Here is a 17585-nt window from a genome sequence, read left to right on the forward strand (position 1 = left end):
TCTCTCAACTGCTTCTGACGATCGCTCATCGAGAGACCGCTAATTGCTCGGCAGCGAGTTGCGGAAGAAACTGCTGCACAAAGGTAATGGCTTCTTCCACCTGATCGGCCTGGATCAGGACCAGATCACCCGGCTTCATCTGTCGCAAGGTAATTTCGATGGCCTTCATTTCGCCCCGCGTCTCAATGATCTTGTCCGATCGCAATCGCGTACCGCGGGCGAATCCCTGACGCATCAGGCGGCAGACCTCGCCGTCCTCACGGCCTCGCGTGCAGGCGTCTTCATAGAGCACCATCAAATCGAACCCGTTGGCGATCAGTTCCGCCTGTCGGATGATGTCCTCATCCCGGCGATCGCCGGCGGCCGTATAGACGATCAGACGACGTTCATGGGGCAGTTTGTCGAATGCTTCACACAGGGCAGAAAGAGCAGCCGCGTTGTGGCCGTAGTCGATTACCAGTGTCGATCCCGAGAACTGGATGACATTGAATCGGGCGGGGACTTTCTGCGTATCGTTGACGAATGTTTCCAGTGCGTGCCGGATCATTTCAAACGGCACCCCTAGGGTCCATCCGGCAGCCGCAGCGGCCATCGCGTTTTCGACCTGAAAACCGATCAACCCGCCAAATGTCAGGGGAACGGAATCGAGGAGTGCGATGCGAGCTTCCCATGAGCCTTCGGCGGCCATGATGCAGTTATTACGCAGGTAGATGACTTTGCCCCCTTTGGCCCGATGTGCGGCGACCAGCGGGTTCGACAGCGATTTCGCAAAGTAAAGGACTTTACCCGGGCAGTAATCCGCCATCCCAGCGGTGAGTGGATCATCCGCGTTGAGCACCGCATAACCGGTGGGGGCAACCGATTCTACAATGACTCGCTTCACGCGGGCCAGTTGTTCGGGAGTATCAATCCCGTTCATCCCCAGGTGGTCACCTTCAGAGATGTTGGTCACGACCGCAGTATTACACGCGTCAAAGCCCAGCCCTTCCCGTAAAATCCCCCCCCGTGCGGTTTCCAGCACCGCTGCCTCGACGGCCGGGTTCGACAGGATCGTCCGGGCACTCTTGGGGCCACTGCAATCACCTGAATCGATCCGGCGATCGTTCAGATAAACGCCATCGGTGCACGTCATGCCGACGCGTTTGCCCGTGCAGCGGAGAATGTGTCCCAGCAGCCTCGTGGTGGTCGTCTTACCGTTGGTTCCGGAGACGGCCACAATCGGAATCCGCCCGTCGTCCCCTTCTCCGAACATGGTCCCCACAATGGCCTCGCCCACGGGACGCCCTTTGCCCGAGGAAGGTTCCAGGTGCATACGCAGACCGGGGGCAGCGTTGATCTCGACGATGATCCCCCCCTGCTGCTCCAGGGGACGGCTGATGTCCTGACAGACAACGTCGACACCCGCGATATCCAGTCCGACCATCCGCACGCCGTCGATGACGCGAGCGGCCACTTCCGGATGGACCAGGTCCGTGACGTCTGTTGCCGATCCACCCGTACTCAGGTTCGCATTGCGGCGCATCAGCACCACTTGTCCGGCTGCTGGAACGGAATCAACCGTCAGGCCCTGATCGGCCAGCACCCCTTTGGCGATCTCGTCGATGCGGATTTTGCTGAGCGACGTGGCGTGATCCTCACCGCGGCGAGGATCCTTGTTCGTTTCTTCCACGAGTTGCAGGATCGTATGACGACCGTCGCCGGTGACCTGAGGAGGCTCTCGTCGGGCGGCTGCGACCAGCTTGTAGCCGATGATGAGGAGGCGGTAATCTCCCCCGTGGGCGAATTTTTCGCAGATGATCTCGTCACCTTCTTCCAGAGCGGAAGCGTACGCGGCGACGACTTGTTCGCGCGAATTCAGGTTGCAGGCGACCCCGCGACCCTGATTTCCATCCTGGGGCTTGATGACGACGGGGAGCCCAATCTCTTGAGCGGCTGCCCACGCGTCTTCGGCACTACTGACGGGACGCCCTTTCGGGACCGGAACGCCGACCGCGTCGAGCAACTGTTTGGTCAATTCTTTGTCTTGGACGATCGATTCGGCGACTGCGGACGTCCGGTCGGTTTCCGCCGCCAGAATGCGATGCTGCTTACAACCGTATCCAAGTTGCACCAAACTGCGATCATTTAGACGGCGCACTGGAATGCCCCTGTTGAGGGCCGCCCGGACGATCGAGCCTGTGCTGGGACCGAGACGGATCTGCTGATCGAGGCTGCGAATTCCCTGCACGCGGGACAGAGTATCAAATTCCTGCTCGGCGATGGCGGCGCGGACAAGATCACCACCGGCCGCAAGTGCCATGCGGCCAACGGGTTCCTCACAGTACTCGACGGTGATCTTGCAGATCCCCGGAGTCTTGGTTTCGAAGACGCGAGCGAATTTCACCTCGCATCCGGCCAGTTGCTGGAGGTGGATGGTGGTCCGCGCCAGCAGTTCTGCGAGACTCATCGCGATCGAGCGGTGCGCGATTTCAGGGGATTCTTCGAGCGGTTCTGAAGGGGGGCCAGAGCGAGAAACGGTGAGCAGTGTGGCGGCCCGAGATCGAATGTTGGCAATGTCTTGCGTCGAACGCTGCAGGTGAGCAGTCAGGTCGATCTCAACTTCAAGTACCGTCAGTTGAGACCAGATGTTCGGACCTCGCAAAGCTCGCGTTGTCCCAAGATTCATAATTCGTGCGTCCTTCAGATCCTACACTTCACCTGGCTTATCCTGATTTTGGTGGACCACACGGCCACCGTTGCTCCGGGGATGCAGAGTTGCATCCTCGTTTGCTCCTGCGAGCGCCCCATCTGCGGGGAAATCGTATCGCCAAGTACGTCTTCGTCTCGACCTGTCTATCGTGCCCGCAGTCACCCGTTTTCACAGGAGACCGACGAGTCGGCTGCTCTACTCGCAATCAGTGTGCCATCTGACCGAATGATTTCAGAACCGCTGATTGACGTTTGAGGTGGAAAAGAATCTTCCAACCCTGCTTCTCTGTTTGACCGGGCCGGCATCACCCGGACCCTGCAGGAATCAACGCTGATTCCTGCATTTGTCGCATTCGTCGTCACGCCGCAATCTCGGCTGGCTCCAGTCCCAGCAACGTTTGTAATTTCTTTACGGTTTTGGCAATTGTACAAGACTGGATCAGCAGTAACTCACCCGGCAGCAGTTCTCGCCACGCCGCGTCGACGGCCTGCGTCCAGTCGCTGATCTCGGAAATACGGGCGACTCGCCCCCTTCCCTCCGCGCCGGACCGCAGTAACTGCATGATTTCACCGGCCGGGCGGACTTCATTCTCAATTTCACACAGGGTTACGCGGTCAAATGAGTCACCGAGCATCTGTCCCTGATGAACGATATCCGCGTCGCGGCGATCTTCTTCAGCCGAATAGATGACCGCGCGCTTCGTATGTGGAAACTCTTCCAGAGCAGCAATCACCGCCCGTAAGGCGGACGTGTTGCGACCGTCCATAACGACGATCGTTTTGCCAGAGGATTCCAGCACGTTGAAACGGGCGGGAGCGTCTTGAAGATTCCCCTGGAACGAGTGTAAGCCGTTCCGGATGGCGGGCAGCTCGAAACCGAGTCCCCAGCCCGCTGCAGCGGCCGCCAGGACGTTTTCGAGCTGAAAACGAACGCGTCCGCCGTGCGTGCAGGGAAGATCCTCCAGGGTGACCAGCGGAGTTTCTGTTTCCCCCTCGCAGAGGACGACGTGCGCGTCTTTCACAAAGACCACCCGCTTTCCGTTCGCCCGATGCTCCCGAATGACAGGATGTTCGGGATCGATCGCAAAGAAGGTCACGCTCCCTGCGGAAAGTTCCTTCATCTCGACCACCAGAGGATCGGTCGCATTCAGCACCGCAGTGCCGCTCGGCAGTACGACATCCACAGGGGTTCGTTTGACTTTGAACATATCCCGGGGTGAGTCAATGTACTTCTGACCGAGATGGTCCCCTTCCCCGATGTTTGTGACGATGGCGCAATCACACTTGTCGAAGCCCAGCCCTTCCCGCAGGATTCCTCCCCGAGCGGCCTCAAAGACCGCCGCATCGACCAGCGGATTGAGCAGTACGTTCCGAGCACTTCGCGGTCCTGCACAGTCGCCCGTGTCGATGACTCGGCCATCGACCAGAACTCCGTCGGAACAGGTCAGACCGACAGTGTGACCGGCGGCCTTCATGATCGAGGCGACAAGACGTGAAACGGTCGTTTTCCCATTCGTTCCAGTGACCGAGACGATCGGAATCCGACCGGTATCGCTCGGGTCTGGAAACATGTGGTCAATGATCGCTTCGCCCACGGCACGGGGCTTTCCGACTTCCGGCTTCAAATGCATCAGCAAACCGGGGCCGGCGTTGATCTCGACGATGACTCCCCCCTGCTCTTCCAGTGGACGGGAAATATCTTCCGTGACCAGGTCGATGCCGGTGATGTCCAGACCGATGATCTGAGCCGCCAGGATCGCGTGCTCGGCGACCGAAGGATGGACTTCGTCTGTGACATCGCGGGAAAGGTTGTCGTTCCGTCGGATGATCGCTTTCACACCGGGCTCCAGCACCGTTTCCGGTGTGTAACCTTGGTTGGCCAGCGTGAGAATGATCAGTGGAATCATCCGAATCCGGTCGAGTGGCTTGGATTCATCCTCGCCCCGGCGTGGATTGGAATTTACCTGAGACTCGATCAAGCCTTCAATCGTGCTGACACCGTCCCCGACGACCCAGATTGCGTCGCCCGCAGCGGCGGCAATCAGTTTGTTCCCCACAATCAGCAGGCGATGCTCCGAACCGCTGGCGAAGCGTTCGACGATCACCCCGGAACCCTCTTTCAGGGCTTCTTCGTAGGCGCTTTTCACCTGATGTTCTTCGGTCAGATCCATGAAGACGCCGCGACCATGATTTCCGTCGACCGGCTTCACGACGACCGGGCCGGGAATCGATTGAGCCGCCTCCCAGGCGTCCTCGGCACTTTCCACTTCGCGACCTTCCGGAACCGGAATCCCTGCCGCGGCAAGCATCATTTTCGTGAGCTGTTTATCCTGGGCGATCGATTCGGCGATCGCGCTGGTCGAATCGGTTTCGGCGGTCCAGATCCGGCGCTGATTCTTCCCCTGTCCGAACTGGACCAGACTGCCGGAATTGAGCCGTCGGAACGGGATGTTGCGAGCTCGGGCCGCGTCCACAATCGCGTTGGTGCTGGGACCCAGACAGACCCGATCCGCCAGATCACGCAATCGCTTCAGTTCGCTTTCCATTTCGAACGGAAGGTCGAACACAGCCGCCATGAGCAGCCGGTGAGCGGTTTCCAGACAGGCGTGGCCGAGCGTTTCGTCCTGGTAGCGGATCGCGACCTTGTAGACACCTTCTTCGGTGGTCTCACGGGCTCGTCCATAGCCGACGGGGGTGCCGCAAAGGGTCTGAAGTTCGAGTGTCGTGTGTTCCAGAATGTGAGCCAGATAGGTGCCCCAGCGGAGACGCTGAAAAAATCCGCCCCGTTCCCCCACACTGCAACGGTGTTCGATCATGCTGGGGAGCCAGATCATCAACCGGTCGTTAAAGCCGGGGATATGCGCGGACGAGGTATCTTTCAGCGCGCCCAGGTCGACCCAGGCTTCGAGAACAGTGTGCCGGGACCAGATGTTCGGGCCACGAAGAGCAAGAACCTTGCGGATGATCATGAATGCAATGAGATCCTGTCAGTACCGCTCGTCAATCAGGAGTACGAGGTCGGAGTGTCCGTTCGACCAAAACAGAGACGATTATGCCGGTATTTCCCTTTTTGTTCCATCAAGAATCGACATCCCCAATTCGCTTCCATGCATTTTTTTTCCTCGCCCCCTGCCCCCACAGTCAAACTGCAACAATTCGACTGAAACACAGAAATTTCTGCCGAATTGACATTACAAACCCGCAAGTTTCCGGGTCAACGGGCCGGATTCGTCCCGTTCCTCCCCAGTGATCAGCAGCGGATTCCCGACGAGACGTCTGCCGAATCTACCCCCGGAGGCCAGTTCCCGCTCTGCTTCCGGCAGCGTCTGCCCCTCTCGGGTGCTGCTTCCACGAGCTGCTCGAAGAGCTTCGTCGGGAGAAACCCCTGGGAGCGACTCGCCAATCCGAAATGCGCGCTGCACAGATTTGAGCACCTTGAGCACCTAATGGTCCAAACCCCTGTTTTACAGGCTTTTGAATTAGATGCTCACGTTGAGCATCTTGAGCACCTTGAACATCTAATCATGAGCGAATGACCGGCCACGCCAAAATTCAGCTCCGAGATCATAAGTATTGATTTCCAATGGAGTTGTTTCACAGAACATCTTTCCGCCGAATCGATGAGGTCGGGTCGCAGCGACAATTGACGGGAACATACTGACGAAGCAAAAGGAGGAACCAAGCCTACCAGTGCCGACAATTCTACTTCATAAGAAAATTGCGTCAAGATTGTTTGTCGCAGTGCGTGGTGAAGGTACTGCGGCTTGGATGGAAACGCGAAAGATTCCAGGGGAGTTGTAGAAGCAGTTTCAAAACCCTATTTTTGCAATAATTACTCTGGCAGGCAATTTGCATACCGATAAGGGAGAAAGGAGTCCCTTACATGCGAATTACCCTGTCCATGTGGCCCCAACGACGGCGGCCGAATACGACAGGGTCCAGGACGGTCCCAAAGCCATTTCTCGATGATGCCCAGTGGAATTCCATCAAAGATCTGTTTGCGAACCCTCTTCCATCCCCACTGGGAGGCCGACCACGAGTCGAGCCTCGACCGTGTCTGGAGGGAATTCTGTGGGTCCTGAAGAGCGGAGGACGATGGCAAGATTTACCAGAGCGATACCCCTCTCCTGCAACATGCTGGCGAAGGCTCAAGGAGTGGACGGAAAGAGGAATCATGGTCAAAACGTGGGAGCGTCTCCTGAAGTCCCTTGATCGACAGAAGCGGCTGAACTGGTCGCAGGCAATGGGTGATGGCACCTTTTCGCCTGCAAAAAAGGGGGCGCCGAGGTTGGCAAGACCAAGAAAGGCAAAGGAACGAAACTCATGCTGATGACGGATGGTAACGGCGTCCCCATCTCGGGGTTCACCATTTCTGCACAGGTCGCCGAAGTCAACACGATCGAGACGCTGGTCGACATTCAAGTTGCTGGCCAGAAACCGGAGAGGCTGCTGTACGATAAGGCTGCCGATGCGGATTGGATTCGTGATACGCTCAAACTGCGAGGTATCGAGCAAATCACACCCCACCGAAAAGGCCGGAAGAAGCCGTCTCGACAAGACGGGCGAAGCCTGAGGCGATATGCGAGTCGCTGGAAAGTGGAACGCACGATCAGTTGGCTAGGCTATCAAAGAAGACTTCTTGTCCGGCATGAATACTACCCACATCTCTTCGAAGGTTTTTTCCACCTCGCCTGCCTAATGATATGCTTGAACCGGTTTTGAAACTGCTTCTAGCGAAAAACCCTCATTTGATGTGGATTTCATGGATAAGTAATGACACTCCAGAGTTTAAGTGCCGCCATTCGGAGTAACAGGACGAATCATACGCAGTTTCAAACGAAAGACTATCGCTGATGGGATCCACTGCCTCCTCTCTCCGAGAATCGCAACTGCTCGTAATTGGGGTGCTACTAGTTGTTGCTGCGTGTGCAATTCTAACTGCTTATGCTGCTCTAATGGTGACGATGCTGTGGGATCCAGTGAGTGTCCTGTGCGGACTTGTCGCGATTGGTGCTGCTTGCATGATCGCTTATCATCAATTGAAGAGCCTTCGGAAGAGTTCGATTGATAGCACCTTCCAGTCCAGTATTGCTCCAGGTCTTCTTGGTTCTGTCGCGATTTTCTTGGCTGCTACCCATGCGCAACGAGAGAGTGACGGGGTTCACGATCGCAGGTGGGAAGTAATTGCCCTTGGCGTGGGGGTGATGCTCTGGCTTGGAGCAGTATTGAATATTCTGTGGTTGCGTTCTTGTAGGGGGCGAAATAACAAGGTGGGTACAGCGCGTCGACTGGTACACGCAAAGTGGGATCTTAAGATTATTGTCCCGATTATAATCTTCGTCGTCGCTTCAATTTCAGTGCAAGTGGTTTTCGGAGTGCGCAGGATTGGGGAAGGGGTTGGGAGAAGTGCTGCCCCATTCGGCCTGCCGGCTTCTGCAACTGATATCAATTTTATCCAAGGGCCGCGAGGATCTCTGACATGTGATTTTTTTATCGAAAAAGAACAGTTTATCCAGTGGATAAGGAATGGAATCGGGGTACCTCAAAGATTTTCCGCCGGCGTTGTATTAAGGGAGATCGTCTCACCATGTAAGATTCGTAGAGTTTGCAAAGCCGCGGAGCGAGATACAGCGCTCGGTTATGGAATGGGATCATGGTGTGAAGCTGAGGTACTCGATGGTTATTCATATGAGTGGCGCGAGCGCGACCGTAATGTTAGCGCAGTTTTCGACAGAGCCGCAGCACGAGCCTATTACTATCGTCAGTTGTATTGAATCGCAATCTCGAAACCATGGACGAAAGGGGCACGGGGACACTACAGATCTGGGTAAGTGGCAGGAGCGAGTATTTCGATAGGCTGAAAGTCCGATTGCGATTGTCAGCCACCTTAGCAGCCTGTTGAAAAACCTCCAACAAGTGCATATCTGATATGCCCGAATGACCTTGGTGAGAAGATCGTCTCGGGAGGATTTGGCGGTGTCGCTGGGAAAGCGTGAATTAGAGAGTCAGCGGGAATTCTGGCTGGAGACGGATCGTCTGGCGCCAGGTCCAGGGTACGCTCACTTTCTCATCTTATTCTCTGTACACTGCAGTGACGTCGTCGAACCAGACCTTGCCTGGTCCGTAGATTTGCATGCTGACCTGGATTTTTCTGGCCGTGGGCGGAATTTCGACTTCGCCTGCGTATTCCTTCCAGTCGTGCGTCACGGGTTCATCTCCCGCTTCTTTGGCTCCGATGTATGAAACCCAGTGATGCGAAATCCACTCGGAGTCCTTGTCCAAGAACAGGACGTCCAGGACTGCCTTGTGGGCACCTTCGGCTTTCACTTGAGCACTGACCTTGATCGATTTACTCCCATCTTTGCGATCAAAGACCTGATGCATTTCGGCAATTGGAAAATATCGTTTGGCGTCTTTCTTCAGGCAGATGCTCGCATTCCCAGATTTGCATTTTTGCTTGTCCCAAAGGAACGTCACGCCATCAACTTTCTGTCCGATCGACCACGACCGAGGCATCTGGTCCCCCTCTTCAAAGCCGGGGTTCAGCAGCAGATTGGCGGCACCGCTTTCCGTGTTCGCCAAATCCGCGACTTGAGTCGTTGCATCCTCCTCCGCCCGAATCCGGTTTGATGCCAGCAGTACCATCAACGCTACCGCAGTCAGCGCTAACCTGGATGGATTCTTGATCATTGACAAATTCCTGTCGTTGAAGAGGGGTTGAATTCACGGGTATAGCTATCAATTCAAAGCTATCGCAGTTGAAGCCACGTCCACAATAAAATTGTCTTCAGAAATGTCAGATGAAGAGCAGAGTTCCGCGGGGAGACAGCAGGTTCGTGGAAGGGCTTGGTCACACCTGCCCATCCTCCTCCCGCAGGGCCATTAGGTTCTCCAGGTCTGCCAAGAACGGCGTGACGGTGTGGTCACGAGAAATGGTAAGTTCAGTTTCGAAGCCGCCGTTGCAAGGCTTTTTGGGGGTGTGGGAGCTGAGCTATACTGCGTTTCACGAAACGGCGTGTGTGAGATATCTTACGAGATGGTTGTGATGCGAGATCGGGATGTCTTCTTACGCGTCGTCGGGACCCTGTTGGTCGGACTATTGCTTGTAACACGCTGGCCGATTCTGTACGCAACTATGTCTCTCATCTTTGCCGTTTATGGTTGTTACGTGATTAGACTCGGATTGAAGGGGGTGGCGAAGGGAGCGGAAAGTGACCCTGAACTTCAAAAGCAGTATCGGGACTGGGGCAAGAAAACAATTGTCCTGGGTTGTTTCTATCTCGTGTTTGCATTGATGTTTTTCGGGAACTATTTGAGTCCGCCGGGGAATGGACGTTGAAGCAGTTGGCCAATTTGCTGCCAGAAGTGAGTGCGCGGACAGATCGCAGTCTCTTCGGATTCGCCAAGGAGACATGCGGTCGAACGGTCGGCCCTTCAGGCCTTTTGGTGTTTTTCCGAATCACGTCTGGCCCGATGGGCCAGGCTATTTGAATGAATGGCCCTTTGGGCCGGAGAACGAATGGGGCTTTGGGCTCGAGAATGCATGTGAGTACACTTGGGACACAGTTTGTCTCAGGGGCGCAGCTTCAGAACGAGGCTCAGCAGACTCTATCGAGCTCACGAGCCACCCCCATCCCTGCAACGCCTCGAATCAGAGGGATCTTCAGTCCCAAATATTCAGTCAGCAGGACTGACTTGAGTGCAACGACGCGCAAGTTGCCAGCCGACCAGTTTCCAAGCCTTTGCACTCGACGAGGGGAATGGCACGATGGGCCTGGTTCCGAACCGTCCCGGTGGCCGCTGCGGCGACAAAGGGTTTCTGCCTATGACGTAGACGGATTGCCAGCCGTTACTCAGTAGGACAGCGAGGCAGCTTTCTGAAAAGCAACACCTCGCTGTCACTGGTCCGAACGTTCCGTGAGCTGTTGTCCATGTCGCCGGCCGCCGGCAGACGCTTGAGCTGACCCGCCGTCGCATTGGCCAGCAACAGCAGGAAGTTCGGTGCAAAACCGCAGAAGCTTTCTCGTAATTCGGAAGCTTGGCCCGCCGCAAACGTCGACTTCGAGAAAGCATTTCTGGGGGATTCAAGGTAACGTTCTCACGAGGCGCTTCGGTGCAAAAAAATCACACCTAGCGCCAGAAATGCGGATGACACCCCTCTTTAGTGCACACCGACGGAATCCATTTATGACCTGTAGCCTGCAGACTTATCTCAATGCCTGTCGGTGTGCACACTCATTCAGATACTCGGTTTCCCTCTGCCCTGTTGTCCTGAATTACCAGTTACGTGCACCGACTTTTCAGCCGCTTCCGGAAGTTCGGCCACATCCGGTATTCACCATTGAAAAGATTGCTCATCAACCATTTCCCCAATTCTTGATCGCTCATTTCCTGGGGCCGAAGCGTCGCTTCGCAATCAGACCGGCGATTCCCGTGCTCAGGAGATAGAACATACTCGGTTCGGGAACTGCGACGGCCAGGCCGATAATGTCTGGGGAGCCACTGCCGATCTGACCGATGAATGTTGCCTGTCCTGTTGACAGATTAAGCGAGTAGAGTCGGTCCAAGTCGGCAATAAAAGCATTGTTGTCGGCAGTAATATCGAATCCGCTGTCACTCGAAATGTTGAATCCCAGGGAACCAACTGTATTAAGGACTCCGTTATTTGGTGGCTGCTGCCTCACCAGCGTGTTCAGGTTTGAATCGATGCCGAAAAGAGTCGTCGAGGTCGTTCCTGCAAAGTTGTTTGTGTAACCGATTGTCGTGATGCTCGGGTTTTTTCCGAAATTCACGTCGCCTGCGGCATATGCGAGATTGCCGTCGACGTTCACATTCGTCGTTGGCGTTGCAAACGTGACCCGGTAGTTCTGGTCGGCCGTAGTATCAACGCGCAGTGCATCTGGAACGGGGTTGAAGTCGATTCCAATGTTTCCACTCAGGTTGAACGGGGATCCCGTCAATCCTACGGCTGTTGCCTGGCCGGTGACCGTATTGATCTTAAAGATCGCACCTTGGCCCATTCCATTGACTCCGACACCATACAGTTCCTTCGTGGAAGGTCGAAAGTCGATATCCTGCAACATGTAATCGCCGAGTCCTGTCACACCAACGGTGTTCGTGATGACACTCGAATTCGATGAATTAAATGTCAGTAACTGATTGTCTGCGGTCAACCCGGTAATGGTCGCTGCCTTCACAGACACGGGTAAGATCGCAAGGAATGTGAATGCGAAGCAAATTGAAAGTCGATAGAACATACGACGAATATCCTTTAATGGGCGTAGTCGAGATTAAACTGGGCTTAAAAAGGAGGTTCACAGAGGCCTAAAATGATGTTCACTACGACGAATTCATTTTTTCCCTGCGAGCCAATGTGAGAAGCTGTCGAAGGGCTCCCGTTCGCAATGGATATTCCGCTTAACACTGTAATTCAGGCGGAGTTCCGAATTTTGCGTGCCTGTGCAGATTAAGTACTCGTAATGTGTCGTTATCGCCGGCAGCGGAAATGAAGCGTGAACATGCGATCAGTTATGGTTGCATATGTGATCGCCCCTTTACTAACTCATCAGTGGAATTTGAGCCTTAAGAAACGCAATCGAGTGGAATCAAATCGCGCAGCGAGGCTGACCCTCGCACGCACTGACTCGAACGGCAACTGGCGAAGACGGCGCAGGGACCTCGACTTGCACTCGTTCTCATCACTGTGAGAATATCTTTGGAGCCAGTTTCCGATTCTGAAAACGATGTGGGGCCATGGAGATCCTGCATATCCGGAGCTGAGAACTGGCCTCGTTGCTCGTCAATGATTTTCAGGAATGTGTGACTTCTGCCAGTGCGTGACCGGACAAAGGTTTGACGATCGCGATGACATGCATGAGGTTTGGCATCACGCATCAAGAGAGCAGCCGATATCACTCAACGTCAAAGAGCGTGAGTGCGTCGGCGACACCGGCCTCGGCAGTCAGCAATGATTCGTACCCGCATCGAGGAACTTCTCAATTAGCTCTCAAGCGTGGTGCTGGCGTTGCCGCTGCTCGGCGGGTGAGAGCGGTTGGATTCTCTGGCGGGCATGGATGAAGATTTTCTCGCGTCCTTTCATCAGACGAATCAAGACCGCTGGGGAATCAATCGGCCAGCCGAAACGCGACGGTGTGAGTTCTGCGGTCGCGCGGCAGGTTTGCGTCCGTCAAGTGACACACTCTGTGGCAGCGGCTTCCAGCCGCTGAGCGCGGGTCATCATCGGCTGGAAGCCGGTACCACGTTTCACTTCCTTGTTTCACTGCCACATTGACGCTGTCCCGTATTTGCGAAGGATCCGGAACTGGTGATACTCTGCGACCTTCTCGAAGTCATTCCCTCAATCATCAATGATTCGGAGAGGGTAACCGCAGCAGCGGACACGCTCACATGCAAGGGGGAACGAACATGGTCTGGGCATTCTTTCGTGGATGGCGGCGGAAGCTGGGCCTACTGACGCTGGTCATGGCGTGCGTGTTCATGGTGGGGTGGGTGCGAAGTCATGCTGACTACGCCGAGTCTGTCGATCTCTCGTTGATACAGATTGTTTCTTCCAACGGATCGTTGGAGATCTACGACCCGAAAGGGTTCAGAACCGAGACGCTGGAACTGGCTGATGGAAGGGTTGAGCTGGTTGAGCAAAACCTGCCGCTTTTTGAGATCGACTACATCGTCGTCGTCATTCCCCTGACTGTGCTCACTTCATGGCTTATGCTATCGAATCCCGGCAAACCCGCGATCGGATCAACAGAAGGGGCTGTGTGATCATGCAAGAATTTTTTCGTGGACGGCGACGGAAGCTGGGCCTGCTAACGCTGGTCATGGCGTCCGCGTTGATGGCGGGATGGGTGCGAAGTCTGATTCTGATCGATCGTATTGTCGTTTGCATCAGTCCAACATCGAGGCAGCAATTCGGAACAGATTACGATGCGTTCTGGTTCGTTCATGAAACTGCTAATGGACCTGACTTTAAAAGGATTTCCCTATTTGAGCGGAAAGCATGGGTGCGTCCCCAAGGCGAAAGGCTCGTTCCTTTTCGACGACTGGAAAACGACTCGCCTATCTTCGTCCTCGACTGGCGATGGCGATGGATCGGCTTCGATCTCGGCAAATGCCATTGGTTTGAAGATTCAAGGGGTGGATCACCGAAAAGATGCCTGATGTGTCGTGTTCCATATTGGGCAGTTACAATACCACTGACCGCCCTTTCCGCCTGGTTCTTATGTTCTAAACCACTGCCGACGAAAATGGGGCCCGTCCGAGACGAGCCCCTGAGTCCTTGACGCCAGTTGAGTTGACGATTTCCCACACGCCGGGCTTGCTGCCGGCAAACAAGCTCGATCCGGGATTACTTTTTCACTTTTGAATCCAACTCAAATTCGTGCGTATTGGTACCTGCGGCGACGTCTGCCATCAGACCGCTGGTGCGAACTTCCTGATAGGCTTTGGGAATCTTGATTGTGGGGGCGGCAGGCTGGCCGGTCGATTTGGCGGCGAGGGGATCAACCGCCGGCGGTGGTGAAATGGCAACCCGGTAAGTTCCGGGTGAGCATTTCAGGGAGTATTGCCCATCTTCCTGCAGTGGTGCGTTCGCGGTTTGTCCCGTTTCATCAATGAAGAGGATGGATCCGCCGCCGACCGGTTCTCCATCGAGACTCACCATACCCGTCACGTAAGATTGAGGCTTTGAGCCTGAGCATCCCGAACTGAAAAGGGAACTCGCAAGCAACCCCACCATCAGGATGGAGCCAGACAGACGATGAGCGTTCTTCAGCCGAATGAGGGGAACAGGTAATCCCATTGCAGTCTACCTTGTTTCAAAGATTTCGAATGGCGTTCGTACCAGATCTGGCCGGCCGGCGGACCTTTCAGCCGCGCCGGCCGGCTGCTTGAAGAGGCGGCTGCCTGCCAGCACCGCGCTGCAGGGAAACGCGTCGCCCCTCCAGAGAGAGGAGCGACGTGTTCATGACCAAGGGAGGAACAACGCTTTTAGACAGTCCTGTCCGATGTGCTCCCTCGTGGCGGGCCTCAGTTGAGGCCCTCACCCATGACCTGTCCATCGTCGCGGATACACGTGTTGCGGAAGACGGTCCAGTCCATGCTGTTACTGAGGAAGACCGTGCCGCCGTCCCCTCGCAGGACGTGTGCTCCACCCGTGTGTGCGGAGTGAATCGCGGTGTTGGTTCCATCCCGGTGGTTGCCACCTGAACCGTCTGCCAGAGTGTTGTGGCCAACCGGATAGCGCGTGGTCGTGGTGTTGCGACTCCAGGGACCGGCCGCCCAGGTGTAGACACCCCCAGGTTGAGGTGGGGCGACGGTGGCACCGGGGCCGATCCAGGCACCCCATTCGGCGCTGGAACGGATTTCAATCGGAGTTCCGCCGACGCCCGTCGTGCCCATCGCGGATTGTTCCCCCACGATGATCGTGTTGGTCAATCCGTCAGACGCATCGCGCATCCGGGAGACGGTATTCGCGACAAGCATCCCGTTTGCACAGGCATATCCCTGTCCCCCGGCAATGCAGCGTCCCATGCCTGTAGGATCGGTGGGGTCGATCGCGTTCGTCGCGGCTCCTGAGATCCCAATATAGGACGTCGTTGCGACTTTCGTGGGGAAGTCCGGTCGTACGTTCACGCGAGACGCAGAACTGGATGCGCACCACAGGAAATCCGGAGTCCAGTTATTGAGCATGGCGATGTTGACGCCACCGGGATACCCCTGATCGTTCCAGTCAATTCGGTTGAAGACGTTCGACTGTTCCATTTGGGGCAGGATCGAAACCAGCCACGAATAGTGGAACATTCCAATTCCACCGGGGGGGAAGGTGTTATAGGTGTCATGATAGTTATGTAAGGCAAGACCGATTTGCTTCAGGTTGTTCTTACATTGTGTTCGGCGTGCTGCTTCACGCGCCTGTTGCACTGCCGGAAGCAGGAGTGCAATCAGAACGGCGATGATCGCGATGACCACCAGCAGCTCGATCAATGTGAATCCGCGATTCGTTTTTCTCTTCATGTGGCATCCAATCTGTAAATTGATGAGTTGGACAAAAGCGTAGCAATCTCGAGAAACAACCAGCGAAGTCAGATACCGACAAGTGAGCAGATAGAAACGCTCACACAAACGAGTAGCGATTGCGAGATTCGCAACCTGGAGAGAAGTTGCAGTGATCTGCCAGAAAAACGCGCGAGTCCCCGGAGCGTCAGCGGAAGTGCAATTGTCAAAAAGATAAACGAGGTCACCTGTTCCGGGTGGCGGGCGTCGAATTTCCCTGTCGTATCTGACCGGGATTCGGAAACGCTTATTCCTTTCTATCGATAAGGACACGAGGGCGCACCTTCCCCGGGGAAATCGCCATCACGCATTGCTTTCTGCGTTGCGAATCCTCAGGTCAGTCGTGCGGTGAGAAGAGTGCGTTACGCGATGATCTCGGTGATCGGCGTACCGTGGTCGATCTCGAGTCGTTTTCGACCGGGGATTTCGAGCTGACGGGAATCCAGGCCGAGCTGATGCAGGATGGTGGCATGGATGTCAGTGACGTAGTGCCGGTCTTCCACGGCATGGAAGCCGATTTCGTCCGTCGCACCGTGTACGACACCCCGCTTCAGACCTCCACCCGCCATCCAGACCGTGAATCCGAAGATGTGGTGGTCTCGACCATCGGCACCTTGAGTTCCCGGAGTCCGACCGAACTCCGTACAGAAAATGACGAGAGTCTCATCCAGCAATCCTCGTTCGTCCAGATCGTGCAACAGGCCTGCGATCGGTTGGTCCACGGCGCGGGCGAGTCGTCCGTGGTTTTCTTTCAAGCCACCATGAGCGTCCCAGGCACCGGCCCCACCCCCCCCGTGCTGAATCTGGATAAACCGGACGCCCCGTTCGATGAAGCGTCGAGCCGCCAGCAGTTGCGTTCCGAACTCTTTGCTGTGAGGCTGATCAAGTCCGTACAGCGCCTGCGTGCTGGCTGTTTCTTTGGAGAAGTCGACGATGTCGGGGATCGAAGTCTGCATCCGGAACGCAAGTTCGTAAGAAGCAATTCGTGCAGCCATCGACTGGTCATTGGGATATTCAACCCCGCGAAGGGAATTGAGATCCCGCAGGAGACTCTCACCGATCTGCTTTGCGTCCGACGACATGGGACGTTCGGGCCGGTTGAAGTCGAGAGGATTACTCGGATCGATCCGCAGGGGGACCGCGTCGTGGGCGGGACCCAGATAGTACCCGTCTCGTTTGTTCCAGTATTCTCGTGTTCCGATCGAGATGAATTGCGGCAGGTTCTGGTTCAGCGAACCGAGTCCATAATGGACCCAGGCCCCGAGAGTGGGGAACTGGCCATCGTTTGTGTGGCGTCCGGAGTGGAACTGGGTCTGTGCTCCGTGGTTGCTGTCTGTGGTCCACATGGACCGGACAATCGCGAGTTTGTCGACGTGGCGAGCGATCTGCGGGAACCAGTCGCTGACCTCGATGCCGCTTTCCCCATGTTTCTGAAAACCGACCTGCAGCGGATAGAGTTTGTTTCTCTGTAATCCGTTGCCATCGGGTGCCACCAGTTTCTCAATGGCCAGTTTTTTGGGGTCTTGCGTGTCGGCGAAAGGAGTCTCTGCAATGGACTTGCCGCCGTACTGGGTCAGCATGGGCTTCGGGTCGAAGCTTTCCATGTGGCTGACACCGCCGTTCATGAACAGCCAGATGACGCTTTTCGCCTTGGGTGGGAAATGGGGCGTCCCCGTCGGGGGTGCCCAGTCGGCACGGGCGACTCCATCCTGATGCAACATGGCGCCGAGAGCCAGGCCCGTAAAACCCAGTCCCAGGTCAGAGAGGAACGCTCGTCGAGGAAGGGATGAATGAAATGGTGACGATATCATGAGTGATCCTTTCCA

13 protein-coding genes are annotated in these 17585 nt (G+C 55.7%); 6 read left to right on the forward strand and 7 right to left on the reverse strand.

The window, feature by feature from the left end:
• Positions 1–25 precede the first annotated feature (25 nt).
• A complete protein-coding gene (gene cphA / locus ACGY09_RS22610) occupies positions 26–2665 on the reverse strand; it encodes a cyanophycin synthetase (protein ID WP_397569538.1) in 2640 nt (879 codons plus the stop codon).
• A 382-nt stretch (positions 2666–3047) separates the two neighbouring features.
• Positions 3048–5657, reverse strand: a complete 2610-nt coding sequence (cphA, locus tag ACGY09_RS22615; protein ID WP_397569539.1) for a cyanophycin synthetase — start codon at positions 5655–5657, stop codon at positions 3048–3050.
• A gap of 932 nt (positions 5658–6589) precedes the next feature.
• On the opposite strand from cphA (ACGY09_RS22615), the gene ACGY09_RS22620 reads away from it, so the two are divergent.
• The 3 genes from ACGY09_RS22620 (at position 6590) to ACGY09_RS22630 (ending at position 8462) form a co-directional block, all read left to right on the forward strand.
• Positions 6590–7018 (forward strand): transposase, encoded by a 429-nt coding sequence (locus ACGY09_RS22620; RefSeq protein ID WP_397571900.1) that lies wholly within the window; start codon positions 6590–6592, stop codon positions 7016–7018.
• On the forward strand, positions 7012–7410 hold the full coding sequence (locus ACGY09_RS22625; protein ID WP_373649637.1) for a transposase: 399 nt from the start codon (positions 7012–7014) through the stop codon (positions 7408–7410). Before ACGY09_RS22620 ends, ACGY09_RS22625 begins: the two co-directional genes overlap by 7 nt.
• Before the next feature lie 131 nt (positions 7411–7541).
• Entirely contained in the window at positions 7542–8462 is a 921-nt protein-coding gene (locus ACGY09_RS22630; protein ID WP_397569540.1) for a hypothetical protein, read from the forward strand.
• A gap of 298 nt (positions 8463–8760) precedes the next feature.
• On the opposite strand, the gene ACGY09_RS22635 is transcribed toward ACGY09_RS22630, so the two are convergent.
• Positions 8761–9378, reverse strand: a complete 618-nt coding sequence (locus tag ACGY09_RS22635) for a hypothetical protein (RefSeq protein WP_397569541.1) — start codon at positions 9376–9378, stop codon at positions 8761–8763.
• A gap of 325 nt (positions 9379–9703) precedes the next feature.
• Here ACGY09_RS22635 and ACGY09_RS22640 point away from each other — a divergent pair, with 325 nt between their 5' ends.
• A complete protein-coding gene (locus ACGY09_RS22640) occupies positions 9704–10027 on the forward strand; it encodes a hypothetical protein (RefSeq protein ID WP_397569542.1) in 324 nt (107 codons plus the stop codon).
• A gap of 1045 nt (positions 10028–11072) precedes the next feature.
• On the opposite strand, the gene ACGY09_RS22645 is transcribed toward ACGY09_RS22640, so the two are convergent.
• On the reverse strand, positions 11073–11945 hold the full coding sequence (locus tag ACGY09_RS22645) for a DUF4394 domain-containing protein (protein WP_373652705.1): 873 nt from the start codon (positions 11943–11945) through the stop codon (positions 11073–11075).
• Positions 11946–13113: 1168 nt separating this feature from the next.
• Here ACGY09_RS22645 and ACGY09_RS22650 point away from each other — a divergent pair.
• Both ACGY09_RS22650 and ACGY09_RS22655 read left to right on the forward strand, forming a co-directional pair.
• Entirely contained in the window at positions 13114–13470 is a 357-nt protein-coding gene (locus ACGY09_RS22650) for a hypothetical protein (protein ID WP_397569543.1), read from the forward strand.
• A gap of 192 nt (positions 13471–13662) precedes the next feature.
• Positions 13663–13866, forward strand: coding sequence for a hypothetical protein (locus tag ACGY09_RS22655; RefSeq protein WP_397569544.1), 204 nt, complete (start codon positions 13663–13665; stop codon positions 13864–13866).
• Between the two features lie 187 nt (positions 13867–14053).
• Here ACGY09_RS22655 and ACGY09_RS22660 read toward each other — a convergent pair whose 3' ends face one another.
• The 3 genes from ACGY09_RS22660 to ACGY09_RS22670 all read right to left on the reverse strand — a co-directional run bounded on the left by ACGY09_RS22660 (position 14054) and on the right by ACGY09_RS22670 (position 17570).
• Positions 14054–14506 (reverse strand): hypothetical protein, encoded by a 453-nt coding sequence (locus tag ACGY09_RS22660; RefSeq protein ID WP_373652703.1) that lies wholly within the window; start codon positions 14504–14506, stop codon positions 14054–14056.
• 227 nt (positions 14507–14733) lie between these two features.
• Positions 14734–15720 (reverse strand): DUF1559 domain-containing protein, encoded by a 987-nt coding sequence (locus ACGY09_RS22665; RefSeq protein ID WP_397569545.1) that lies wholly within the window; start codon positions 15718–15720, stop codon positions 14734–14736.
• Positions 15721–16121: 401 nt separating this feature from the next.
• A complete protein-coding gene (locus ACGY09_RS22670) occupies positions 16122–17570 on the reverse strand; it encodes a DUF1501 domain-containing protein (protein WP_397569546.1) in 1449 nt (482 codons plus the stop codon).
• Positions 17571–17585: the final 15 nt, after the last annotated feature.

Origin of the sequence: Schlesneria sphaerica, assembly GCF_044336245.1 — a bacterium.
Classification (GTDB): domain Bacteria; phylum Planctomycetota; class Planctomycetia; order Planctomycetales; family Planctomycetaceae; genus Schlesneria; species Schlesneria sphaerica.

Excerpts from the sequence above, each read along its gene's own strand:
- cphA (WP_397569538.1), bottom strand. The coding sequence starts at position 2,665 with ATGAATCTTGGGACAACGCGAGCTTTGCGAGGTCCGAACATCTGGTCT.
- cphA (WP_397569539.1), bottom strand. The coding sequence starts at position 5,657 with ATGATCATCCGCAAGGTTCTTGCTCTTCGTGGCCCGAACATCTGGTCC.
- ACGY09_RS22620 (WP_397571900.1), top strand. The coding sequence starts at position 6,590 with ATGTGGCCCCAACGACGGCGGCCGAATACGACAGGGTCCAGGACGGTC.
- ACGY09_RS22625 (WP_373649637.1), top strand. The coding sequence starts at position 7,012 with ATGCTGATGACGGATGGTAACGGCGTCCCCATCTCGGGGTTCACCATT.
- ACGY09_RS22630 (WP_397569540.1), top strand. The coding sequence starts at position 7,542 with ATGGGATCCACTGCCTCCTCTCTCCGAGAATCGCAACTGCTCGTAATT.
- ACGY09_RS22635 (WP_397569541.1), bottom strand. The coding sequence starts at position 9,378 with ATGATCAAGAATCCATCCAGGTTAGCGCTGACTGCGGTAGCGTTGATG.
- ACGY09_RS22645 (WP_373652705.1), bottom strand. The coding sequence starts at position 11,945 with ATGTTCTATCGACTTTCAATTTGCTTCGCATTCACATTCCTTGCGATC.
- ACGY09_RS22650 (WP_397569543.1), top strand. The coding sequence starts at position 13,114 with ATGGTCTGGGCATTCTTTCGTGGATGGCGGCGGAAGCTGGGCCTACTG.
- ACGY09_RS22655 (WP_397569544.1), top strand. The coding sequence starts at position 13,663 with ATGGACCTGACTTTAAAAGGATTTCCCTATTTGAGCGGAAAGCATGGG.
- ACGY09_RS22660 (WP_373652703.1), bottom strand. The coding sequence starts at position 14,506 with ATGGGATTACCTGTTCCCCTCATTCGGCTGAAGAACGCTCATCGTCTG.
- ACGY09_RS22665 (WP_397569545.1), bottom strand. The coding sequence starts at position 15,720 with ATGAAGAGAAAAACGAATCGCGGATTCACATTGATCGAGCTGCTGGTG.
- ACGY09_RS22670 (WP_397569546.1), bottom strand. The coding sequence starts at position 17,570 with ATGATATCGTCACCATTTCATTCATCCCTTCCTCGACGAGCGTTCCTC.